The sequence below is a fragment of the Intestinimonas sp. RTP31139st1_F5_RTP31139_211217 genome, assembly GCF_040226735.1.
Lineage (GTDB): Bacteria > Bacillota > Clostridia > Oscillospirales > Oscillospiraceae > Intestinimonas > Intestinimonas butyriciproducens.
Window position 1 is genome coordinate 45013 of record NZ_JBCOAQ010000010.1, and the last position, 15098, is coordinate 60110.

Genomic DNA, 15098 nt, shown 5'->3' on the forward strand with positions numbered 1-15098 from the left:
GGATATGGAGGGAACTCATGCTGGAAATGATCCAAGCCTTGGATGAGGCGGCCCTGCTCTGGATACAGGAATGGCTACGGTGTCCCGTATTGGACACCTTTTTTTCTGCATTTACACAACTGGGGAATGCGGGACTCGTGTGGCTGGTGGTCTCCGGGGGAATGCTCCTTTTCCCCAAGGCGAGGCGGGCCGGGTTCTGGGCCCTGGTGGCCATGCTGTTCGGGCTGCTGTGCACCAACATTGTGCTCAAGCACTTGGTGGGGCGCGTGCGGCCCTGGCTGGTGGTAGAGGGGCTCACACGTCTGGTAGCGGAGCATGATCCCAACTCCTTCCCCTCCGGCCATACCTGCGCCGCTTTTGCGGCCGGAGCGACCTGGGCCCGTTATGCGAAAAAGCGGTGGTTGAAGGGACTCTGCATTGCCCAGGCGGTATTGATGGGCTTTTCGAGGCTCTATGTGGGCGTCCACTTTCCCAGTGATGTGCTGGCGGGCTGTGCGGTGGGCCTTTCCTGTGCGTGGCTGTCTTTGCAGGGGAGCCAGTGGGTGGACCGAAAGAGAGAGGAGAGATCGCAATGAGCGGGCCGGTCCTGATCCAGGGGGCCATGGAAGTGGAGACGGACTGGCTCGTCTCCCGCCTGGAGCGCCCGGAGGCCTTTTCCTGGGGAGGGTTCCAATTTTGGAGGGGAGATTTCCAGGGGCTGGACTTGACCGTGAGCCGGACGGGGATCGGCACCATATACGCCGCGGGGGCCACAGCGGTGGGCATTGAGAAGTTTCATCCCCGGGTGGTGATCAATCAGGGGATTGCCGGCTCCCACTGTGAGAGCCTCCACGTGGGGGATATCGTGGTGGGGGAGAGCTGCATCCACATCCACAATTTGAAAACCCCTCCGCGCGGGCGGGGGGAGGGATATGATGCGTCGGAATGGGAGTTCCATGATCCCTACGACGGGGCGGAGCCGCTGGTCTATGCCTCGGACCCGGTATGGCTGGCCCGGTTTGAGGCCGCAGCCTATGCCGGAGGGGGAAAAGCATCCGGCCGTCTGGGCGGCGGGGATATATTCAACCGGGAGCATGACCGCATCCTCTGGCTGCGGGAGCACGCGGGAGAGCGGTGTGAGGATATGGAGAGCATTGCCTCATACCAGCTTTGTCATCGCTTTGGGACACCCTGTATAGGGCTGCGGATCATCTCCAACAATGAGCTCACCGGGGAGCCCTATCAGAGAGAGGTGGGCGTGCGCCTTCAGTCATTCATATTGGATGCGCTGACAAGCGAAAAGGTCCTTTGAGAAAGAAACGGGCCGCGTACCGATCAGGTACGCGGCCCGTTTTCCAATGAGAAAAAAGCTTACTTCAGCTCCACCTTGGCGCCGACGTCCTCCAGCTTCTTCTTCAGCTCCTCGGCGTCGTCCTTGGAGACGCCCTCCTTGATGGCCTTGGGGGCGGACTCGACCAGAGCCTTGGCCTCGGCCAGGCCCAGACCGGTGATCTCGCGGACGGCCTTGATGACCTTGATCTTCTCGGCGCCGATCTCAGCCAGCACCACGTCAAACTCGGTCTTCTCCTCCGCGGCGGGAGCGGCAGCGCCGCCGGCAGCGGGAGCGGCCATAGCGGCAGCGGACACGCCGAACTCCTCCTCCAGAGCGTGAACCAGCTCGGAGAGCTCCAGAACGGTCAGACCCTTAACCTCTTCGATGAGGGCAGTGATTTTCTCAGAAGCCATGATATGTTACCTCCTAAAATTACATTTCAAATCAGTAAAATGGGTGCGGAGCTTACTCCGCGGCGGGGGCCTCGACAGAGCCGCCCTTCTGCTCGCAGATGGCCTTCACGACGATGGCCAGGCTGGTGATGGGAGCCAGCATAGTGCCCAGGACCTGAGCCTGCAGGACCTCCTTGCTGGGCAGTTCAGCCAGAGCGTTGATCTCCTCCAGGGACAGAACCTTGCCGTCCATGAAGCCGGCCTTGATGGCGAACTTGGAGCCGTTGAACTGCTTGGCAAACTTGTTGATGACGCGCATGGGAGCGATGGGGTCTCCATGGCTGACGGCCAGGGACGTGGTGCCGTTGAGGGCGCCGTCCATCTCCTCCATACCGACACTGTTGATGGCGAAGCGGACCAGGGTGTTCTTCACAACGGCATAGTCCACCTCATTCTTGCGGCACTCGGCGCGCAGGGCGGTGTCTTCAGCCACGGTGATACCCTTGTAGTCCACCAGAACGCCGCTGGCGGCGCTCTTGAGCTTCTCGGTCAGCTCGGCCACGACGGCCTGCTTCTCACTGAGAATCTTTGCGTTAGGCATGTGGAATTCACCTCCAGAAAAAATCTACAGCAGGCAGATGCCCGTTCTTTCCGCACCGGCGGAAAAAACAAAACAAAATGCTGCTTTGCATCCAAAGACACAAAACAGCATAAGCAAACACATATACTGCATTCTCGGCAGGAATTATGGCGCGAAGCCACCTGCTGTCTCTGAATACAAAAAATATTATATCAGTCCGGACAGGCCTTGTCAAGCAAAACCTGTCCGGGACCGATTTTTTGTCGTCCTGCGCGGGGATGTTACCCAAAAGGGTTACATCAGCTTGGCGCCGTTGACCTTTACGCCGGGGCCCATGGTGGAGGCGACGACGCAGCTCTTGATATACTGGCCCTTGGCGGCGGCGGGCTTGGCCTTGATGATAGCGCCCATCAGAGCGGTAAAGTTCTCGGTGAGCTTTTCCGCACCAAAAGAGACCTTGCCGATGGGGCAGTGGATGATGTTGGTCTTGTCCAGACGATACTCGACCTTACCGGCCTTGATCTCGGTGATGGCCTTGGCCACATCGGGGGTCACGGTGCCGGCCTTGGGGGAGGGCATCAGGCCCTTGGGGCCCAGGACCTTACCCAGACGGCCAACCACGCCCATCATATCGGGAGTGGCGACCACGACGTCATAGTCGAACCAGTTTTCGGACTGGATCTTCTGGACCATATCCATCTCGCCGACAAAATCGGCGCCTGCGGCCTTGGCGGCCTCGGCCTTGTCGCCCTTGGCAAAGACCAGCACGCGCTGCGTCTTGCCGGTGCCGTGGGGCAGCACGATGGCGCCACGGACCTGTTGGTCGGCATGACGGGAGTCAACGCCCAGCTTCACATGGAGTTCCACGGTCTCGTCGAACTTGGCCGGAGCGGTCTTTACGATCAACTCCATGGCGTCGGCGGTATCATACAGCATGGATTTGTCGATCTGCTTGGCAGAATCGGTATACTTCTTGCCTCTAAACATCGTTTCTACCTCCTTCCCTTACTCTTCCACGGTCACGCCCATGGAGCGGGCGGTACCGGCGACCATGCTCATGGCCGCCTCGATGGTGGCGGCATTCAGGTCGGGCATCTTGGTCTCGGCGATCTTGCGCAGATCGTCCTTCTTCAGAACGGCGACCTTAGTCTTGTTGGGTACGCCGGAGCCGGACTCGATACCGCAGGCCTTCTTGATGAGGACGGCAGCGGGAGGGGTCTTGGTGACGAAGGTGAAGGAACGGTCGGCGTAGACGGTGATGATGACGGGGATGATGAGGCCCGCATCGTTCTTGGTCCGCTCGTTGAATTCCTTGGTGAAGGCGGCGATATTGACGCCGTGCTGTCCCAGAGCGGGGCCAACGGGAGGAGCGGGAGTCGCCTTGCCGGCCGGGATCTGCAGTTTTACGTAACCAGTTACTTTCTGTGCCACAATGAGCACCTCCTACGAATGAATGTGGTTGGACGGGACCCTGTTTCAGATCCCTCCCACGTGCTGGGGGAGCGACCGGCCCGGGGCCGGCCATACAGATTCGGGGGAGTAGCGCGGCGGCACTTTGGCCGCCCGGAACTTACTGCTGGATCAGCTCCACTTGATCGAGCTCTAGCTCCACCGGGGTTTCCCGGCCGAACATGGACACGACCACGCGGACCTTGCTGTGATCCAGATCGATCTCTTCGACCGTGCCCAGGAAGGACTCCAAGGCGCCGTCGGTGATCTTTACGGTGTCGCCCACCTGATAGGAGACCACGACCTCGCGCTTCTCCACGCCGAGGGCGGCGATCTCCTCCTCGGTGAGGGGGATAGCCTTGTTACCGGAGCCCACGAAGCCGGTGGCGCCCCGCACATTGCGTACCAGGTGCCACGTCTCGTCCGTCATCACCATTTTTACCAGCACATAGCCGGGGAACACCTTGCGCTCCACGGTCTTAGGACCGTTGTCGGTGATCTCGGTGACAGTCTCCAGGGGGATTTTGACCTCATGGATCAGGTCGTGCATGTTGCGGTTTTCCACGTGCTTTTCGATGGTGGCTTTTACGGTGTTCTCATACCCGGAATAGGTGTGGACCACATACCACTTCGCGCTATCAGCCATGATCCGCGCCCCTTAAACCTTTCCAAACAGGCGGAGCAGGGCTCTGACGATCTCACCGGCCAGCCAGTCGAAGACCCAAATGCAGATACCGACGACAATGACACAAATGATGACGATCACGGTGTTGTTGACGGTCTGCTTGGGCGTGGGCCACACGACCTTCTTCAGTTCGCTCTTCATCTCGCGGAACCACCGGGCGATACGCTGGAAGAAGCCGGGCTTGGCGTCCTTCTTTTCAGCCTTGGCAGCTTTCTTATCCGCAGCCTTGGCAGGCTTTGCGGGGGCCTGAGCAGCCTCCAAGTCCGCGCCGGTCTTCTCGATCTTCTCGTTCTCAGACATACAGTTTCACCCTTCTTTCTTGTGACACTTCCGCAATGATCATCACTTGGTCTCGGTGTGGAGCGTGTGCTTCCTGCAGAAGGGGCAGTATTTGTTTCTTTCCAGACGGTCGGGAGTGTTCTTCTTGTTCTTATTGGTGACGTAGTTGCGCTGTTTGCACTCGGAGCATCTGAGGGTGATCTTCACCCGCGCACCGGCTTTTGCCATGTTTCGGCACCTCCTTCAATCGTTCGGACCCAACAAAAATGCCGGGGTCCGGCTATACCGAATCCCAGCAGCGTTTTCCCCAAGACGCGCGTCTGCGCGCCCAATCTAAAAACACGGTAGGTTTCGGCATCGTCTGCCTCCCTATGTTCTCCTGAGGAGGGGAAGGGTTTGTGCCCATTACACCGTAAAAATGCGCACAAAAAAAGAGCCCTTTTTCATAGGTATAGATAGATTATCACAGGCTTTTCAGAAAGTCAAGCGGGAAATTGGAGATTGACAGGGAAACGGGAAAGACGCTATAGTGATATAGGGAAAGGACGTGTGATCAGATGCGGATCATGGCGATTGACTACGGAGATGCCAGAACAGGCGTGGCCGTTTCAGACCCTACGGGGCTGTTGGCGGGATATACCACCGTCATCCAGAGCCGGAAGCCGGACCTTGTGGCGACGGAGGTGGCACGGCTGGCGGGCGAGTATGGGGTGGAAGAGCTGGTTATGGGGTTCCCCCGGAACATGGACGGCACAGAGGGGCCGCGGGCGGAGCGATATCGCGGCTTTGCCGAGCGGCTCCGGGAAGCAACGGGGCTGGAGCCGGTGCTGTGGGATGAGCGGCGGACCACCATCGAGGCCCACGATATCCTCCATACAGCGGGGAAAAAAATGAAGAGCCATAAGAAAACCGTGGATGCGGTGGCGGCGTCGCTGATCTTAGAGGGATATCTGACGAGGAAGCGGACGCAGGGCTGACGGAAAGCGCGCGCACCCTGCTGAGGCATACAGAGCCTGAGAAATAAAATAAAGGAGCAATCAGAAATGGAAAAGGGAAGCATCGTAAACAATGTGACGTACACCATGAAACCGGGTAAGCGGGCGGACTTTCTCAGGGAGATGCGGGAGAGCGGACTGCTGGAGGCCGTGCGAAGCGAAGAGGGCTGTCTCCTGTATGCTTATTTCATTCCTGAGGAGGACGATGGGAATCTCTTTCTGCTGGAAAAGTGGCGGGATAAAGAGTGCCTGAGCGGCCACGTGGCCAATCCCAACATGGCAAAGGTGAAAGCGGTCAAGGCGAAATACATCGAAGAGACCGTTGTGGAGAAGTTTTTCGTCTGATTGCAGGCGATCCTAAGCTCTGGGGCGGCGGAACAGCTCTCGTACTCCGATATAGATCAGAAAGGCGCCGAAAAAGCGCCGCAGCAAATGAACGTCCAAGGTGGTTGCCACCCAGGCCGCAGCGGCGGTGCCAGCCAGTCCGGCGAGGATGGCGGGCATCGCCGTTTTCTTGTCCACATAGCCGTTTTTGATGTGGGCGGGCAGGGCCGTGGCGGCGGTGGGGAGAAAATAGAGCAGGTTGATCCCCTGTGCCAGGTGCTGCTCCACACCGGCGAAGGCGGTCATATAGATCAGCAGCAGTGTGCCGCCGCCCACGCCGAAGCCGGAGAGCACGCCGGTCACGGCTCCGGCCAGGGCGGACATCAACCAGCTCACAGGCCGAAGAGCGACTTGAAGCCGCCGTAGAGAATGAGTAGGGCAAAGGCGCGGCGCAGCCAGTCCATATTCAGCTTTTGAAACAGCCGTCCGCCCAGAAAGCCACCGGCCAGCCCGCCGGCCAGATAGGGGAGGGCCACCGCCAGGTCGAGGCCGCCGCGAAAGAGATAGATCACCGATGAGAGGACGCATAAGGGCAGGATGATGGCCACTGAGGTGGCAAAGGCCCTGCGCTGGTCCAGACCGCACCGCGCGGTGAGCAGAGGCACCAGGACCATTCCTCCTCCTCCGCCGAAAAAGCCGTTGGCAATCCCCGCCAGCCCACCGGCTACGGCAGGGGCAAGCCAGACCTGTTTCCTAGACATAAAAAACATCCCTCCATTGGCTTTAGTTTGCCAGTGAAGGGATGTTTTTATGCCTGTGTCCGCGTTTCACGAGGCTCTGGCAGTGATACGGCGCCAAGCGCCCTGCGGCTCGGGGCCGCGGATGGGGCACAGAGACAGCCGAGGGGAGGCGTGTATGGTCCGCTATACGAGAAACAGGGACATGAGGCGGGACGGCCCGCCGCGATCCACGGGATTTTTCCTTTTATCGGATTCCGGTCAGGTCCATGACCACCTCGCCGGCGAGCAGAAGCCCCGCCGTGGCGGGGACCCACACCGCGCTGGCCGGGACGCTGCGGCGGCCCGGAGGGGGCGCCTCGGGCTGATCTGGCTTGCGGGCCTCCTCAGGAGACCAGACCACCTTGTGGTGGTGAATCCCGCGGGCACGCAACTCTTTGCGGATCACCCTGGCCAAGGGGCAGCCCTCGGTCTTGGAGATGTCGGACACCCGCAGAAGGGAGGCGTCCAGCTTATTTCCGGTCCCCAGGGCGGAGATGATGGGGAGGTTTCGGGCTAGTGCGGTTTCGATCAGGTCCAGCTTACAGGAGACCAAATCGATGGCGTCCACCACATAGTCGTACCTGACGGAGAAAAAGGCCTCGCGGGAAGCGGATTCGTACCGCCCGCGGATGGGTCTGACCCGGCAGTGGGGATTTACATCCAGCACGCGGGCGGCCATCGCCTCAGCTTTGGGCATACCTAGGGTGGACTCAAGCGCCTCGGCCTGGCGGTTCAGATTGGAGCGGTCCACGGTATCCTGATCCATCAGGGTAAGCGCTCCGACGCCGGAGCGGGCCAGCGCCTCGGCGCACCAGCTCCCCACGCCGCCGAGGCCCAAGACGCAGACATGGACCTCGGCGAGCCGCTCCATGGCAGGGCTGCCCAGAAGCATTTGGATACGAAGAAAGCGGTCGTCCATAGAAAGCCTCCTAAAGAAAGCTTCGCGCGCATCCATGCGCGACAGAAGCAGATGAAATCTGCGTGTTCGCGGGCCGGCTGCCCGGCCGTGCACGCCGCGGGCCCGCGGCTGTGCCGCCGCAAGGCGGTCCGAGCGCCTCCCGTCCGGCCCCGCAGAATAAAACTTCCCCCGGAGACGGAGGCCTCCGGGGGAAAAGCGATGTTCTCAGCCCACCAGAGCCGCGTTGGCGTCGTTGGTGGTCATGGCGTAGGTCGCTTGCAGCTCCTCCAGCCAGGCGCTCAGGTCATTGCTCTTCAGCGTGCTGTTGGCGGTGGCGGCCCAGGCCACGGTGTGATCCTGCAAATACATGACGTGCCAGCCGCTCTGGCCCTCCTGTGTGTTCTCCACCAGACCGGTGTCTCCGATCTGACGGCCGTCGGCAAAGATCCAGTCGAGGAAGCCGGTAAAGAAGGAGGTGGTGGGTGTCACGCCGGCGTAGAGACCGCCGCTATCCTTGGAACCGGGGTCCTCGGAGTACTGTTTTGCCAGCTCGCCAAAGGCCTCGGGCGTCTGCTCGCCGGCGGCGAATTCGTCTAGGATGCGCTGTGCCTCCGCCTTGGCGGCGTCCATAGCCTCCTGCGTGGGTGTGGTCTCGCCGTCGGCCACGTCGGCAAGCACCAGGATGTGGCGGATATCCGCACTGCCGTAGCTGTCCTCATTCAGGAAACGGTTCACGAACTTCACCACCCAGTAGCCGCTGTCGGCAACCTCGATGGTGGTGATGTCCCCGCTCTCGCGGGCGGCGTCGGTGAGCCAAGCGGTACAGTCGGCATTGAGCGCGCTGGTCAAGGCGGAGCCGAGGGCGGTCGTCTCCGCCTTGAAGGAGGACTTGTCGTCCCGACCGGCAAACTCCTCCGCCAACGCGTCGAAATCGCCGCCGGCCTCTGCCTGCTGGGCAAGATCTTCCGCTGTGGCCTTGGCCACGGACATGGCGGTGGCCTTCTCGGCGTCGGTGGGATCGACGGTGTTACCGTCGGCATCGGTAGAGGAGACGGCCTCTCCGTTGATGAAGGCGGCGGAATAGGTGAAGCTGTCCAGCTCGTCCTTGTGCTCGTCGTAATAGCTCTCAAGCTGGGCCTTGTCATAGGTGAGGGAGTCTGCGTGGTCGCTGTAATAGGCGTTGGCCACGGCCTGTTGGGTCAGACATTCCCGCAGGACCTTCTCCGTCATATAAGGGCCGTAAGAACTGCGGAGATAGACCGAGAAAGTGGTGCCGTTCTGGGCGGCATAGTTGCGGATCTGCTCCACAGAGCCGTCCACCTGAGCCTGGATATTGTCGTCGACGGTGTAGCCGTCCTTCAGCGCAGCGGTGTACAGCGCGGCGTACTGATGGAGGGAGTCGAGGGCCTGCTGGCGGATGGAGGCGGCGGTATCCGCGTCCACAGTGCCGCCGAACAGATTGGCCATATAGTTATAGCTGGGGTAGAAATAGAAGCCCAGTTCGGTGACGGTGTAATCCTGGTCCCCCACGGTGGCGACGACCTTGTTCTTTTCAAAGATGCCGGAGTTCCACACCAGGAGGGCGATGACCAGCACTGCGATGACGATGCCCACCACCGTATAGAGGATGGTCTTGCTGCGGACCTTCTGCGCCTCCTCCATTTCACGGCGCTGCTTGTCGCTGGGGCCGTTGGCAGTGGAGACTTGGCGCTGTTTCTTTTCTCTGGAAGCGCTCATTTCAATATTCAGTCCTCTCATTAAATGCTTGTGACTCAATGTTGCATTATACAGGAAAGCGCCGCGGCTTGCAAGTCCCAATCTGGTGTCTACAGGCGGAAAACAGGCAAATCAGGTGGTTTTCGCACACCTGCGCGTCACATCAAAAATGGGCCTTTGCAGCCTTTTGGAATCCTGAAAAAGGGTGCCTCTTCCCCCGGAAGGCCAGAGAGAACATGAAAACGGGGGCCGTTCTCCACCGCTTACATGGATTTCCCTTTTTTACTTGAGACACACGGCACGGTCTTCGACCCGCGCACTTTTTACAGTTTGTTCACGGTTATTCTGCGCCGTCCGGACAATAAAAATCCACCCTTCCCGATGAGAAGGGCGGACAGTCATTTATGAAAATCTCCCGCTCTGGCCGTGTGGCCCTGATTAAAACCTGCACGAAATGGCAGGTGGGTCGCCTCCGCGCCGCTTTACTGCTTCCAACTTCCGGCGGCGCCCCAAAAGGGCGCGCCGGGAGGCCTGCAATCCACGGCACGAGTGGGGGCGTCCCGTTTCAGAGATGTGGGTTTAAAAAGAAACCATCACGCACCGAGCAGGAGAAACTTGGGAATGCCCGTCTATTCCCCGTCCTCTTCCTCGAACAGGGACTCCATAAACTGTTGATAGACCTCCTCCAGCTCCTCTTCGCTGTCCAGTGTGGAGAGCTGTTCCTCGCCGTCCTGCATGACCACCTTCAGGATGATGAGACCGGCTTCCTCATCCTCATCCTGGGGAGCCTCGCCCTCCTCGTCGGCCTCTTCCACGGGGAAAAAGGCCATGTAGACCGAGCCGTTGTACTCAATGGTATCCAGGTGCTCAAGCTCGATTTCGTTGCCGTCCTCATCGGTCAGGCTGACGAAATTGCCGCCGAATTCTTCACTCATGGATTGGACACCGTCCTTCCTTTTGTCTGGCCTTATTGTACCCTCCGCGCAGGAAAAATGCAAGAGAGGGACACGCCAAATTTTTATCAATGCCTGAAAGACCAAAAAATGTAAAATATTAGGGTGGACAAATGACGAAAATTCTACTATAATGATAATTGTCATGCCCTTGGAGCGCCGCTTCGCGCCAAGGGCAGGTTCGTATGATCCCCAGCCGCTGTGGCGTGGCGGGGGGAGCGATGGACGGAGAAGACATACAGATGACCGTGCGGCCCGCGGGCCGGGAACGGAGGTTTTTCATTTGGCAGAAACGACGAATCACAACAGCAGCGCGGGCGGGGAGACGCCCCGGCGGCGCAGACAGCGCAGGGTCAGCGGCGCAGGCGTTGCCCTCGGGGTGGGAAAAGTGCTGGGCACCCTGCTCCTGATCGCCATCACCACCGGCGCTATCCTGGCCTGCTTTGCGGCGGTCTACATCAAAACGGTGATCCTACCCCAGACCTATGTGGACGCCCGGGCGTTCACTATGAACCTGTCCTCCACCATTTACTATACCGATCCGGATACCGGCGAGGAGAAAGAACTGCGGACCCTCCACGGAGAGGAGAACCGGGTGCTGGTGGACTATGACGAGATCCCCGAACACCTCATCGCGGCGGTCGTATCCATTGAGGATGAGCGGTTCTGGACCCATCACGGTGTGGACTGGAAGCGGACCGCCGGCGCCTTCGTCAATATGTTCCTGGGTATGAAGGACACCTACGGAGGCTCTACTCTGACCCAGCAGCTCATCAAAAACATGACCGATAACGACGAGGTGACGGTGAAGCGGAAGATCCTGGAGATTTTTCGGGCCCTGGAATTTGAGCGGAATTACTCCAAGGAGGAAATCCTGGAGATGTATCTCAACTACATCTATCTGGGAGAGAGTTGCTACGGTGTGGGCACCGCCTCCTATACCTATTTCGGCAAGCCGGTGTCTGAACTGAGCCTTGCCGAGAGCGCCAGCCTCATCAGTATCACCAACAACCCCTCCGCCTATGACCCCTATATCTCGGAGCGGAGCAAGGAGCGCAACAAAGAGCGGCAGGAACTGGTCCTCTACAAGATGTGTGAGCTGGGCTATATCACCGAGGAGGAGAAGGCGGCCGCTGCGGCGGAAGAGCTGGTCTTTGTCCGGGGAGACGGTGAAAAATCCACTACGGCCTATACCTATTACGAGGATCAGCTCATCCGGGATGTCATCGCCGACCTCCAGGCGAGCCAGGACTGGTCGGAGCAGGTGGCCACCCAGATGGTCTACAGCGGCGGCTTGAAGATCTATTCCTGCTTCAATCCCAAGGTCCAGGCCTGTGTGGATGAGGTGTATCAGAATCTGGAGAACTTCAACCATGACTCCAGCACTGGCCAGCAGCTCCAGTCGGCGATTACCGTTATCGACAATGAGACCGGGAATGTGGTCGCTGTGGCGGGCGGTGTGGGAGAAAAGAGCGGGAGCCTGCTGCTCAACCGCGCCCTCTCCCAGCGGCAGCCCGGCTCGGCCATCAAGCCTTTGGCGGTCTATGCGCCGGCGCTGGAATACGGCCTGATCACGCCGGCTACCGTCATTGACGACTCACCCTACAACAACAACGGCACCAACGGCGCGGCCTGGCCTGTGAACTCCTTCGGTGCCTACCGGGGACTGACCAATGTGTATACGGGACTCCAGAACTCGGTGAATACGCTGGCGGTCAAGATCATGGGGGACTATATCACCCCTCAGCTTTCCTTTGACTTTTTGACCCAGAACCTCGGCTTCAGCACGGATCATCTGGTGATCCGGCGCGAGTCCAACGGAACGGTGTACTCCGACATCGACATCGCGCCGCTGGCCCTGGGCGGTCTTACCGATGGTATCACCACCCTGGAAATGGCGGCGGCCTATGCCTCCTTCCCCAGGGGCGGAGTCTATATCGCCCCCAGGACCTACACCAAGGTGGTGGCGGACGACGGTGTGACTGTGCTTTTGGATAATGAGCAGGAGAGCTCCATTGCCATGAAGGACTCCACCGCCTGGTATATCAACTATATGCTCCGCAACGCCATGATCAACGGTACTGGCACCTATGCCCGCTTCGACGGCATGACCATGGCGGGTAAGACCGGCACCACCAGCAGCCGGAAGGACCTCTATTTCGCGGGCTACACGCCCTATTATACTGCGGCGGTCTGGAGCGGCTACGATCAGCCGGAGCGGATGAGTTCATCCCTCCAGCAGCAGTCGGCCGTGATCTGGAACAAGGTGATGAGCGCGATCCACCAGGGACTGGAGAACGCCAGCTTCCCGGAGCCCGCAGCCGGGCTGGTGCAGAAGACCGTCTGTCTGGACAGCGGGCTTCTGCCCACCGATGCCTGCCGCCACGATGCGCGGGTGGGGGAGGACGCACGGCTGACGACCCTCACCTTTGTCCGGGGGGACGAGCCCACCGAGTTCTGCGACGTCCACGTGGACCGGACCGTCTGCCTGGATTCCCCTCTGCTGAATGCCAGTGGAGAGCCCACCGGCATGTACCATTTGGCCAGAGAATTCTGCCCGGAGGAGAGCAAGCGGGTGGTCAGCATCTTGGACATTGCCCGGGAGGGGGCCGCAGCCTCGGTCACCGTAAAAGACAATGAATTCACCACCGGACATCTGGATGCCCTTGGCGCGGCGGCTTACTGCGATGTCCATACCACCGCACAGTCCACGGAAGAGCCGAAGGAAACCACGCCTGTGGAGATCGATCCCTATGATCCGACCACCTGGCCCGGGGTGGAGGACTTTGACAGCGTAGAGGATTACAACAACTTTAATCCCTTTGACCCCAGCACTTGGCCCAATCACGGCGCCCAGGTGACTCCCACGCCGACTCCCTCCGGAGGAGCCGAGGAGACACCGGAAGTCACGCCTGTGCCGCCGGCTGCATCGCCCACGGTGACGCCCGGCGAGGAGACAGATGAGCCGTTTATTCCGGCGGGCGGCTGACAGGATAACAGAAAACTGGAAAAGGCCCGCCGCTCCGATGAGGAGCGGCGGGCCTTTTTTGAATTGGCGGTACCAAAGACATGCCGCGGCTATGCCGGGGGTAAAAATAGCTTAGAGGGATATTGTATCGCAGATAATGGGATATTTGAACGGGAGAAGCAGCCTGATGACATTTGACCGGCATGCGAATTTGGAATATTAAGTATGGGAACCGGCATTTTTGGGCCAGAGGATATTATATAGATACGGTGGGACAGAATAAAAAGCAGATAGCAGAGTAAATCCGTAATCAGTCGGCCTCGGACCAAATAGCAGACCAGCCTTAAAAGAGTTTGTTGACCCGTTTACGGGTCGCGAGAACAAGAAGGCGTAAAGAAACCCCTTAAAAGGCGGCCCGAGAAAGAAATGCAGTCGGCAAACATTTCGGGGCTCCTTAAGGGGCTTTGTCCGTATCAGGCCCTTATAGGGCCTACTCAAGCCTCTGGCTTAGCCGGAGGGGTTGGCCTTATGCCCGGTCGCATGTCCGGACGGCGGGCAGGGCGAGGGTGAGCCCGCCGCAGACCAACGTGACGATTCCGCCGATGAGAAACCATACGGTGATGCCGGTATATTCGGCGAAAAGAGCCGTAGCCACGAGGCCCAGAGGGGAGGCCAGTGTCATGATGGCGCCTGAGAGGCCCAACACCCGGCCTAGGTATTCCGGCTCCACTTTCTCCTGGATCAAGGCCATGAATTCAGAGTTGAAAAAGGGACATGAGAGCCCCATGAGCAGGGAGAGCCCGGCGAAGACCCAGAAACCGGTGGGCGGCAGCAGCCCGGCAGCCACCAGAACCACACCCAGAACCAGCTCTGAGGCGACCATGGTGACGATTTTATCCTTCGTACCGCCCCAGACGCCCAGAATGACGGAGCCCGTCAGCATCCCAACGGAGAAGGCCGTTTCCACAAGGGCGGCCGCGGCGGAATCCCCGCCGAAATAGTCCATACTCATGAGGGGAAAGAGAGCGGACAGCGGAAGAAAGGCCACAGAAAAAAGGGCGCAGATGAGGCAAAGTTCCCACAGCCATCGCTTGGCGCGGAGGATGGCGAAGCCCTCCCGGGTGTCCCGCCAGATGCGGAGCCTGCGGCCGGGATCTCCCACACGCAGGACGGGGAGGCGGGCGGCGGCCAGAGCCAGGACAGCAAAGGCGGCGCCCGCCGTGTCCAGCAGGAGAACGGCGGAGAGGGGGAGGCTTTCCCGGACGACCAAATCGTACAGGACTGCGGCCGCCGCCGGAGAGAGGAGCATGGATACGGTCTGAATCCCCTGGGACCAGCCGGCGCATCTGGATAAGGCGTCGGGCGGCGCCAGCAGAGGCGTGACCGCCTGAATACATGGGCTGTGAAAGGCGCTGCCCACGCTCCTGAGGGCCAGTGCCAGAAGAATGGGACCGGTGGACAGCGTCCCGCCCGCTGCCGCCAGCGCAAGGAACAGGGAGACGATGCCGATGGCTCCGTCGGCAATGGCCATGATATACCGGCGGTCGAACCGGTCGGCAAAGGAGCCGGTGAACAGCGACAGGACCCCTTGGGGAAGCATGCCGCACAGCATGGCCATGGAGAGTACCGCGGGAGAGCCTGTCCGGTCGGTCAGATACCAGATGAGGGCATACTGAGAGAGCATGCTGGTAAAGATGGAGCAGGCTTGGCCCACCCATAACACCACGAACTTGCGTTTCCAATGTGAGATCAAAAAAACACCTCCTAG

The 15098-nt window shown here is 59.8% G+C and carries 18 protein-coding genes, 1 other RNA gene, 1 pseudogene and 1 other annotated feature; of the genes and pseudogenes, 6 read left to right on the forward strand and 14 right to left on the reverse strand.

Going from position 1 to position 15098, the window contains the following annotated elements; translation table 11 throughout:
* Positions 1-17: 17 nt before the first annotated feature.
* Positions 18-575, forward strand: a complete 558-nt coding sequence (locus ABUA09_RS08810; protein WP_058117989.1) for a phosphatase PAP2 family protein — start codon at positions 18-20, stop codon at positions 573-575.
* Complete coding sequence (locus ABUA09_RS08815; RefSeq protein ID WP_052082913.1) at positions 572-1291, forward strand: 5'-methylthioadenosine/S-adenosylhomocysteine nucleosidase; 720 nt, start codon at positions 572-574, stop codon at positions 1289-1291. Before ABUA09_RS08810 ends, ABUA09_RS08815 begins: the two co-directional genes overlap by 4 nt.
* Before the next feature lie 59 nt (positions 1292-1350).
* Here ABUA09_RS08815 and rplL read toward each other — a convergent pair whose 3' ends face one another.
* From rplL to rpmG, 7 genes are all read right to left on the reverse strand, one after another.
* Positions 1351-1725, reverse strand: a complete 375-nt coding sequence (gene rplL / locus ABUA09_RS08820; protein ID WP_033119305.1) for a 50S ribosomal protein L7/L12 — start codon at positions 1723-1725, stop codon at positions 1351-1353.
* A 52-nt stretch (positions 1726-1777) separates the two neighbouring features.
* Positions 1778-2305 (reverse strand): 50S ribosomal protein L10, encoded by a 528-nt coding sequence (gene rplJ, locus ABUA09_RS08825; protein ID WP_033119306.1) that lies wholly within the window; start codon positions 2303-2305, stop codon positions 1778-1780.
* 64 nt (positions 2306-2369) lie between these two features.
* Positions 2370-2497 (reverse strand) — a sequence feature (ribosomal protein L10 leader region).
* Between the two features lie 81 nt (positions 2498-2578).
* The gene (gene rplA / locus ABUA09_RS08830) at positions 2579-3271 is read right to left on the reverse strand and encodes a 50S ribosomal protein L1 (RefSeq protein WP_058117986.1); all 693 of its coding nucleotides are present in this window, start codon (positions 3269-3271) and stop codon (positions 2579-2581) included.
* 18 nt (positions 3272-3289) lie between these two features.
* Positions 3290-3715 carry a 50S ribosomal protein L11 gene (gene rplK, locus ABUA09_RS08835; RefSeq protein WP_033119308.1) on the reverse strand — a complete coding sequence of 142 codons (426 nt, stop codon included), beginning with the start codon at positions 3713-3715 and terminating at the stop codon, positions 3290-3292.
* Between the two features lie 139 nt (positions 3716-3854).
* Positions 3855-4379, reverse strand: coding sequence for a transcription termination/antitermination protein NusG (gene nusG / locus ABUA09_RS08840; RefSeq protein ID WP_033119309.1), 525 nt, complete (start codon positions 4377-4379; stop codon positions 3855-3857).
* Positions 4380-4391: 12 nt separating this feature from the next.
* On the reverse strand, positions 4392-4718 hold the full coding sequence (gene secE / locus ABUA09_RS08845) for a preprotein translocase subunit SecE (RefSeq protein ID WP_195973959.1): 327 nt from the start codon (positions 4716-4718) through the stop codon (positions 4392-4394).
* Positions 4719-4760: 42 nt separating this feature from the next.
* On the reverse strand, positions 4761-4925 hold the full coding sequence (rpmG, locus tag ABUA09_RS08850) for a 50S ribosomal protein L33 (RefSeq protein ID WP_033119311.1): 165 nt from the start codon (positions 4923-4925) through the stop codon (positions 4761-4763).
* Positions 4926-5254: 329 nt separating this feature from the next.
* On the opposite strand from rpmG, the gene ruvX reads away from it, so the two are divergent.
* Both ruvX and ABUA09_RS08860 read left to right on the forward strand, forming a co-directional pair.
* Positions 5255-5674 carry a Holliday junction resolvase RuvX gene (ruvX, locus tag ABUA09_RS08855; protein ID WP_058117985.1) on the forward strand — a complete coding sequence of 140 codons (420 nt, stop codon included), beginning with the start codon at positions 5255-5257 and terminating at the stop codon, positions 5672-5674.
* Positions 5675-5740: 66 nt separating this feature from the next.
* Positions 5741-6037 carry a putative quinol monooxygenase gene (locus tag ABUA09_RS08860; protein ID WP_033119313.1) on the forward strand — a complete coding sequence of 99 codons (297 nt, stop codon included), beginning with the start codon at positions 5741-5743 and terminating at the stop codon, positions 6035-6037.
* 12 nt (positions 6038-6049) lie between these two features.
* On the opposite strand, the gene ABUA09_RS08865 is transcribed toward ABUA09_RS08860, so the two are convergent.
* The 6 genes from ABUA09_RS08865 to ABUA09_RS08890 form a co-directional block, all read right to left on the reverse strand.
* Positions 6050-6412 carry a sulfite exporter TauE/SafE family protein gene (locus ABUA09_RS08865; protein ID WP_033119314.1) on the reverse strand — a complete coding sequence of 121 codons (363 nt, stop codon included), beginning with the start codon at positions 6410-6412 and terminating at the stop codon, positions 6050-6052.
* Positions 6409-6777, reverse strand: coding sequence for a sulfite exporter TauE/SafE family protein (locus ABUA09_RS08870; protein WP_033119315.1), 369 nt, complete (start codon positions 6775-6777; stop codon positions 6409-6411). The genes ABUA09_RS08865 and ABUA09_RS08870 overlap by 4 nt, the downstream gene beginning before the upstream one ends.
* 223 nt (positions 6778-7000) lie before the next feature.
* Complete coding sequence (locus ABUA09_RS08875) at positions 7001-7714, reverse strand: tRNA threonylcarbamoyladenosine dehydratase (RefSeq protein ID WP_033119316.1); 714 nt, start codon at positions 7712-7714, stop codon at positions 7001-7003.
* Between the two features lie 204 nt (positions 7715-7918).
* The gene (locus ABUA09_RS08880) at positions 7919-9430 is read right to left on the reverse strand and encodes a peptidylprolyl isomerase (RefSeq protein ID WP_195969919.1); all 1512 of its coding nucleotides are present in this window, start codon (positions 9428-9430) and stop codon (positions 7919-7921) included.
* Positions 9431-9817: 387 nt separating this feature from the next.
* Positions 9818-10023: non-coding RNA, 6S RNA (gene ssrS / locus ABUA09_RS08885), on the reverse strand.
* Between the two features lie 15 nt (positions 10024-10038).
* Complete coding sequence (locus ABUA09_RS08890) at positions 10039-10344, reverse strand: DUF1292 domain-containing protein (RefSeq protein ID WP_033119317.1); 306 nt, start codon at positions 10342-10344, stop codon at positions 10039-10041.
* Between the two features lie 301 nt (positions 10345-10645).
* Between ABUA09_RS08890 and ABUA09_RS08895 the strand changes: the two genes are divergently transcribed.
* A complete protein-coding gene (locus ABUA09_RS08895) occupies positions 10646-13351 on the forward strand; it encodes a transglycosylase domain-containing protein (RefSeq protein WP_195969920.1) in 2706 nt (901 codons plus the stop codon).
* A 124-nt stretch (positions 13352-13475) separates the two neighbouring features.
* Positions 13476-13724 (forward strand): annotated as a pseudogene (locus tag ABUA09_RS08900) (transposase); the annotation flags it as partial.
* A gap of 132 nt (positions 13725-13856) precedes the next feature.
* Here the strand turns inward: ABUA09_RS08900 and ABUA09_RS08905 are convergent.
* Complete coding sequence (locus ABUA09_RS08905) at positions 13857-15083, reverse strand: MFS transporter (protein ID WP_195614903.1); 1227 nt, start codon at positions 15081-15083, stop codon at positions 13857-13859.
* Positions 15084-15098: the final 15 nt, after the last annotated feature.

Bases quoted from the DNA above. Each gene is read 5' to 3' on its own strand.
- ABUA09_RS08810 (WP_058117989.1), top strand. From the start codon at position 18: ATGCTGGAAATGATCCAAGCCTTGGATGAGGCGGCCCTGCTCTGGATA.
- ABUA09_RS08815 (WP_052082913.1), top strand. From the start codon at position 572: ATGAGCGGGCCGGTCCTGATCCAGGGGGCCATGGAAGTGGAGACGGAC.
- rplL (WP_033119305.1), bottom strand. From the start codon at position 1,725: ATGGCTTCTGAGAAAATCACTGCCCTCATCGAAGAGGTTAAGGGTCTG.
- rplJ (WP_033119306.1), bottom strand. From the start codon at position 2,305: ATGCCTAACGCAAAGATTCTCAGTGAGAAGCAGGCCGTCGTGGCCGAG.
- rplA (WP_058117986.1), bottom strand. From the start codon at position 3,271: ATGTTTAGAGGCAAGAAGTATACCGATTCTGCCAAGCAGATCGACAAA.
- nusG (WP_033119309.1), bottom strand. From the start codon at position 4,379: ATGGCTGATAGCGCGAAGTGGTATGTGGTCCACACCTATTCCGGGTAT.
- secE (WP_195973959.1), bottom strand. From the start codon at position 4,718: ATGTCTGAGAACGAGAAGATCGAGAAGACCGGCGCGGACTTGGAGGCT.
- rpmG (WP_033119311.1), bottom strand. From the start codon at position 4,925: ATGGCAAAAGCCGGTGCGCGGGTGAAGATCACCCTCAGATGCTCCGAG.
- ruvX (WP_058117985.1), top strand. From the start codon at position 5,255: ATGCGGATCATGGCGATTGACTACGGAGATGCCAGAACAGGCGTGGCC.
- ABUA09_RS08860 (WP_033119313.1), top strand. From the start codon at position 5,741: ATGGAAAAGGGAAGCATCGTAAACAATGTGACGTACACCATGAAACCG.
- ABUA09_RS08870 (WP_033119315.1), bottom strand. From the start codon at position 6,777: ATGTCTAGGAAACAGGTCTGGCTTGCCCCTGCCGTAGCCGGTGGGCTG.
- ABUA09_RS08875 (WP_033119316.1), bottom strand. From the start codon at position 7,714: ATGGACGACCGCTTTCTTCGTATCCAAATGCTTCTGGGCAGCCCTGCC.
- ABUA09_RS08880 (WP_195969919.1), bottom strand. From the start codon at position 9,430: ATGAGCGCTTCCAGAGAAAAGAAACAGCGCCAAGTCTCCACTGCCAAC.
- ABUA09_RS08890 (WP_033119317.1), bottom strand. From the start codon at position 10,344: ATGAGTGAAGAATTCGGCGGCAATTTCGTCAGCCTGACCGATGAGGAC.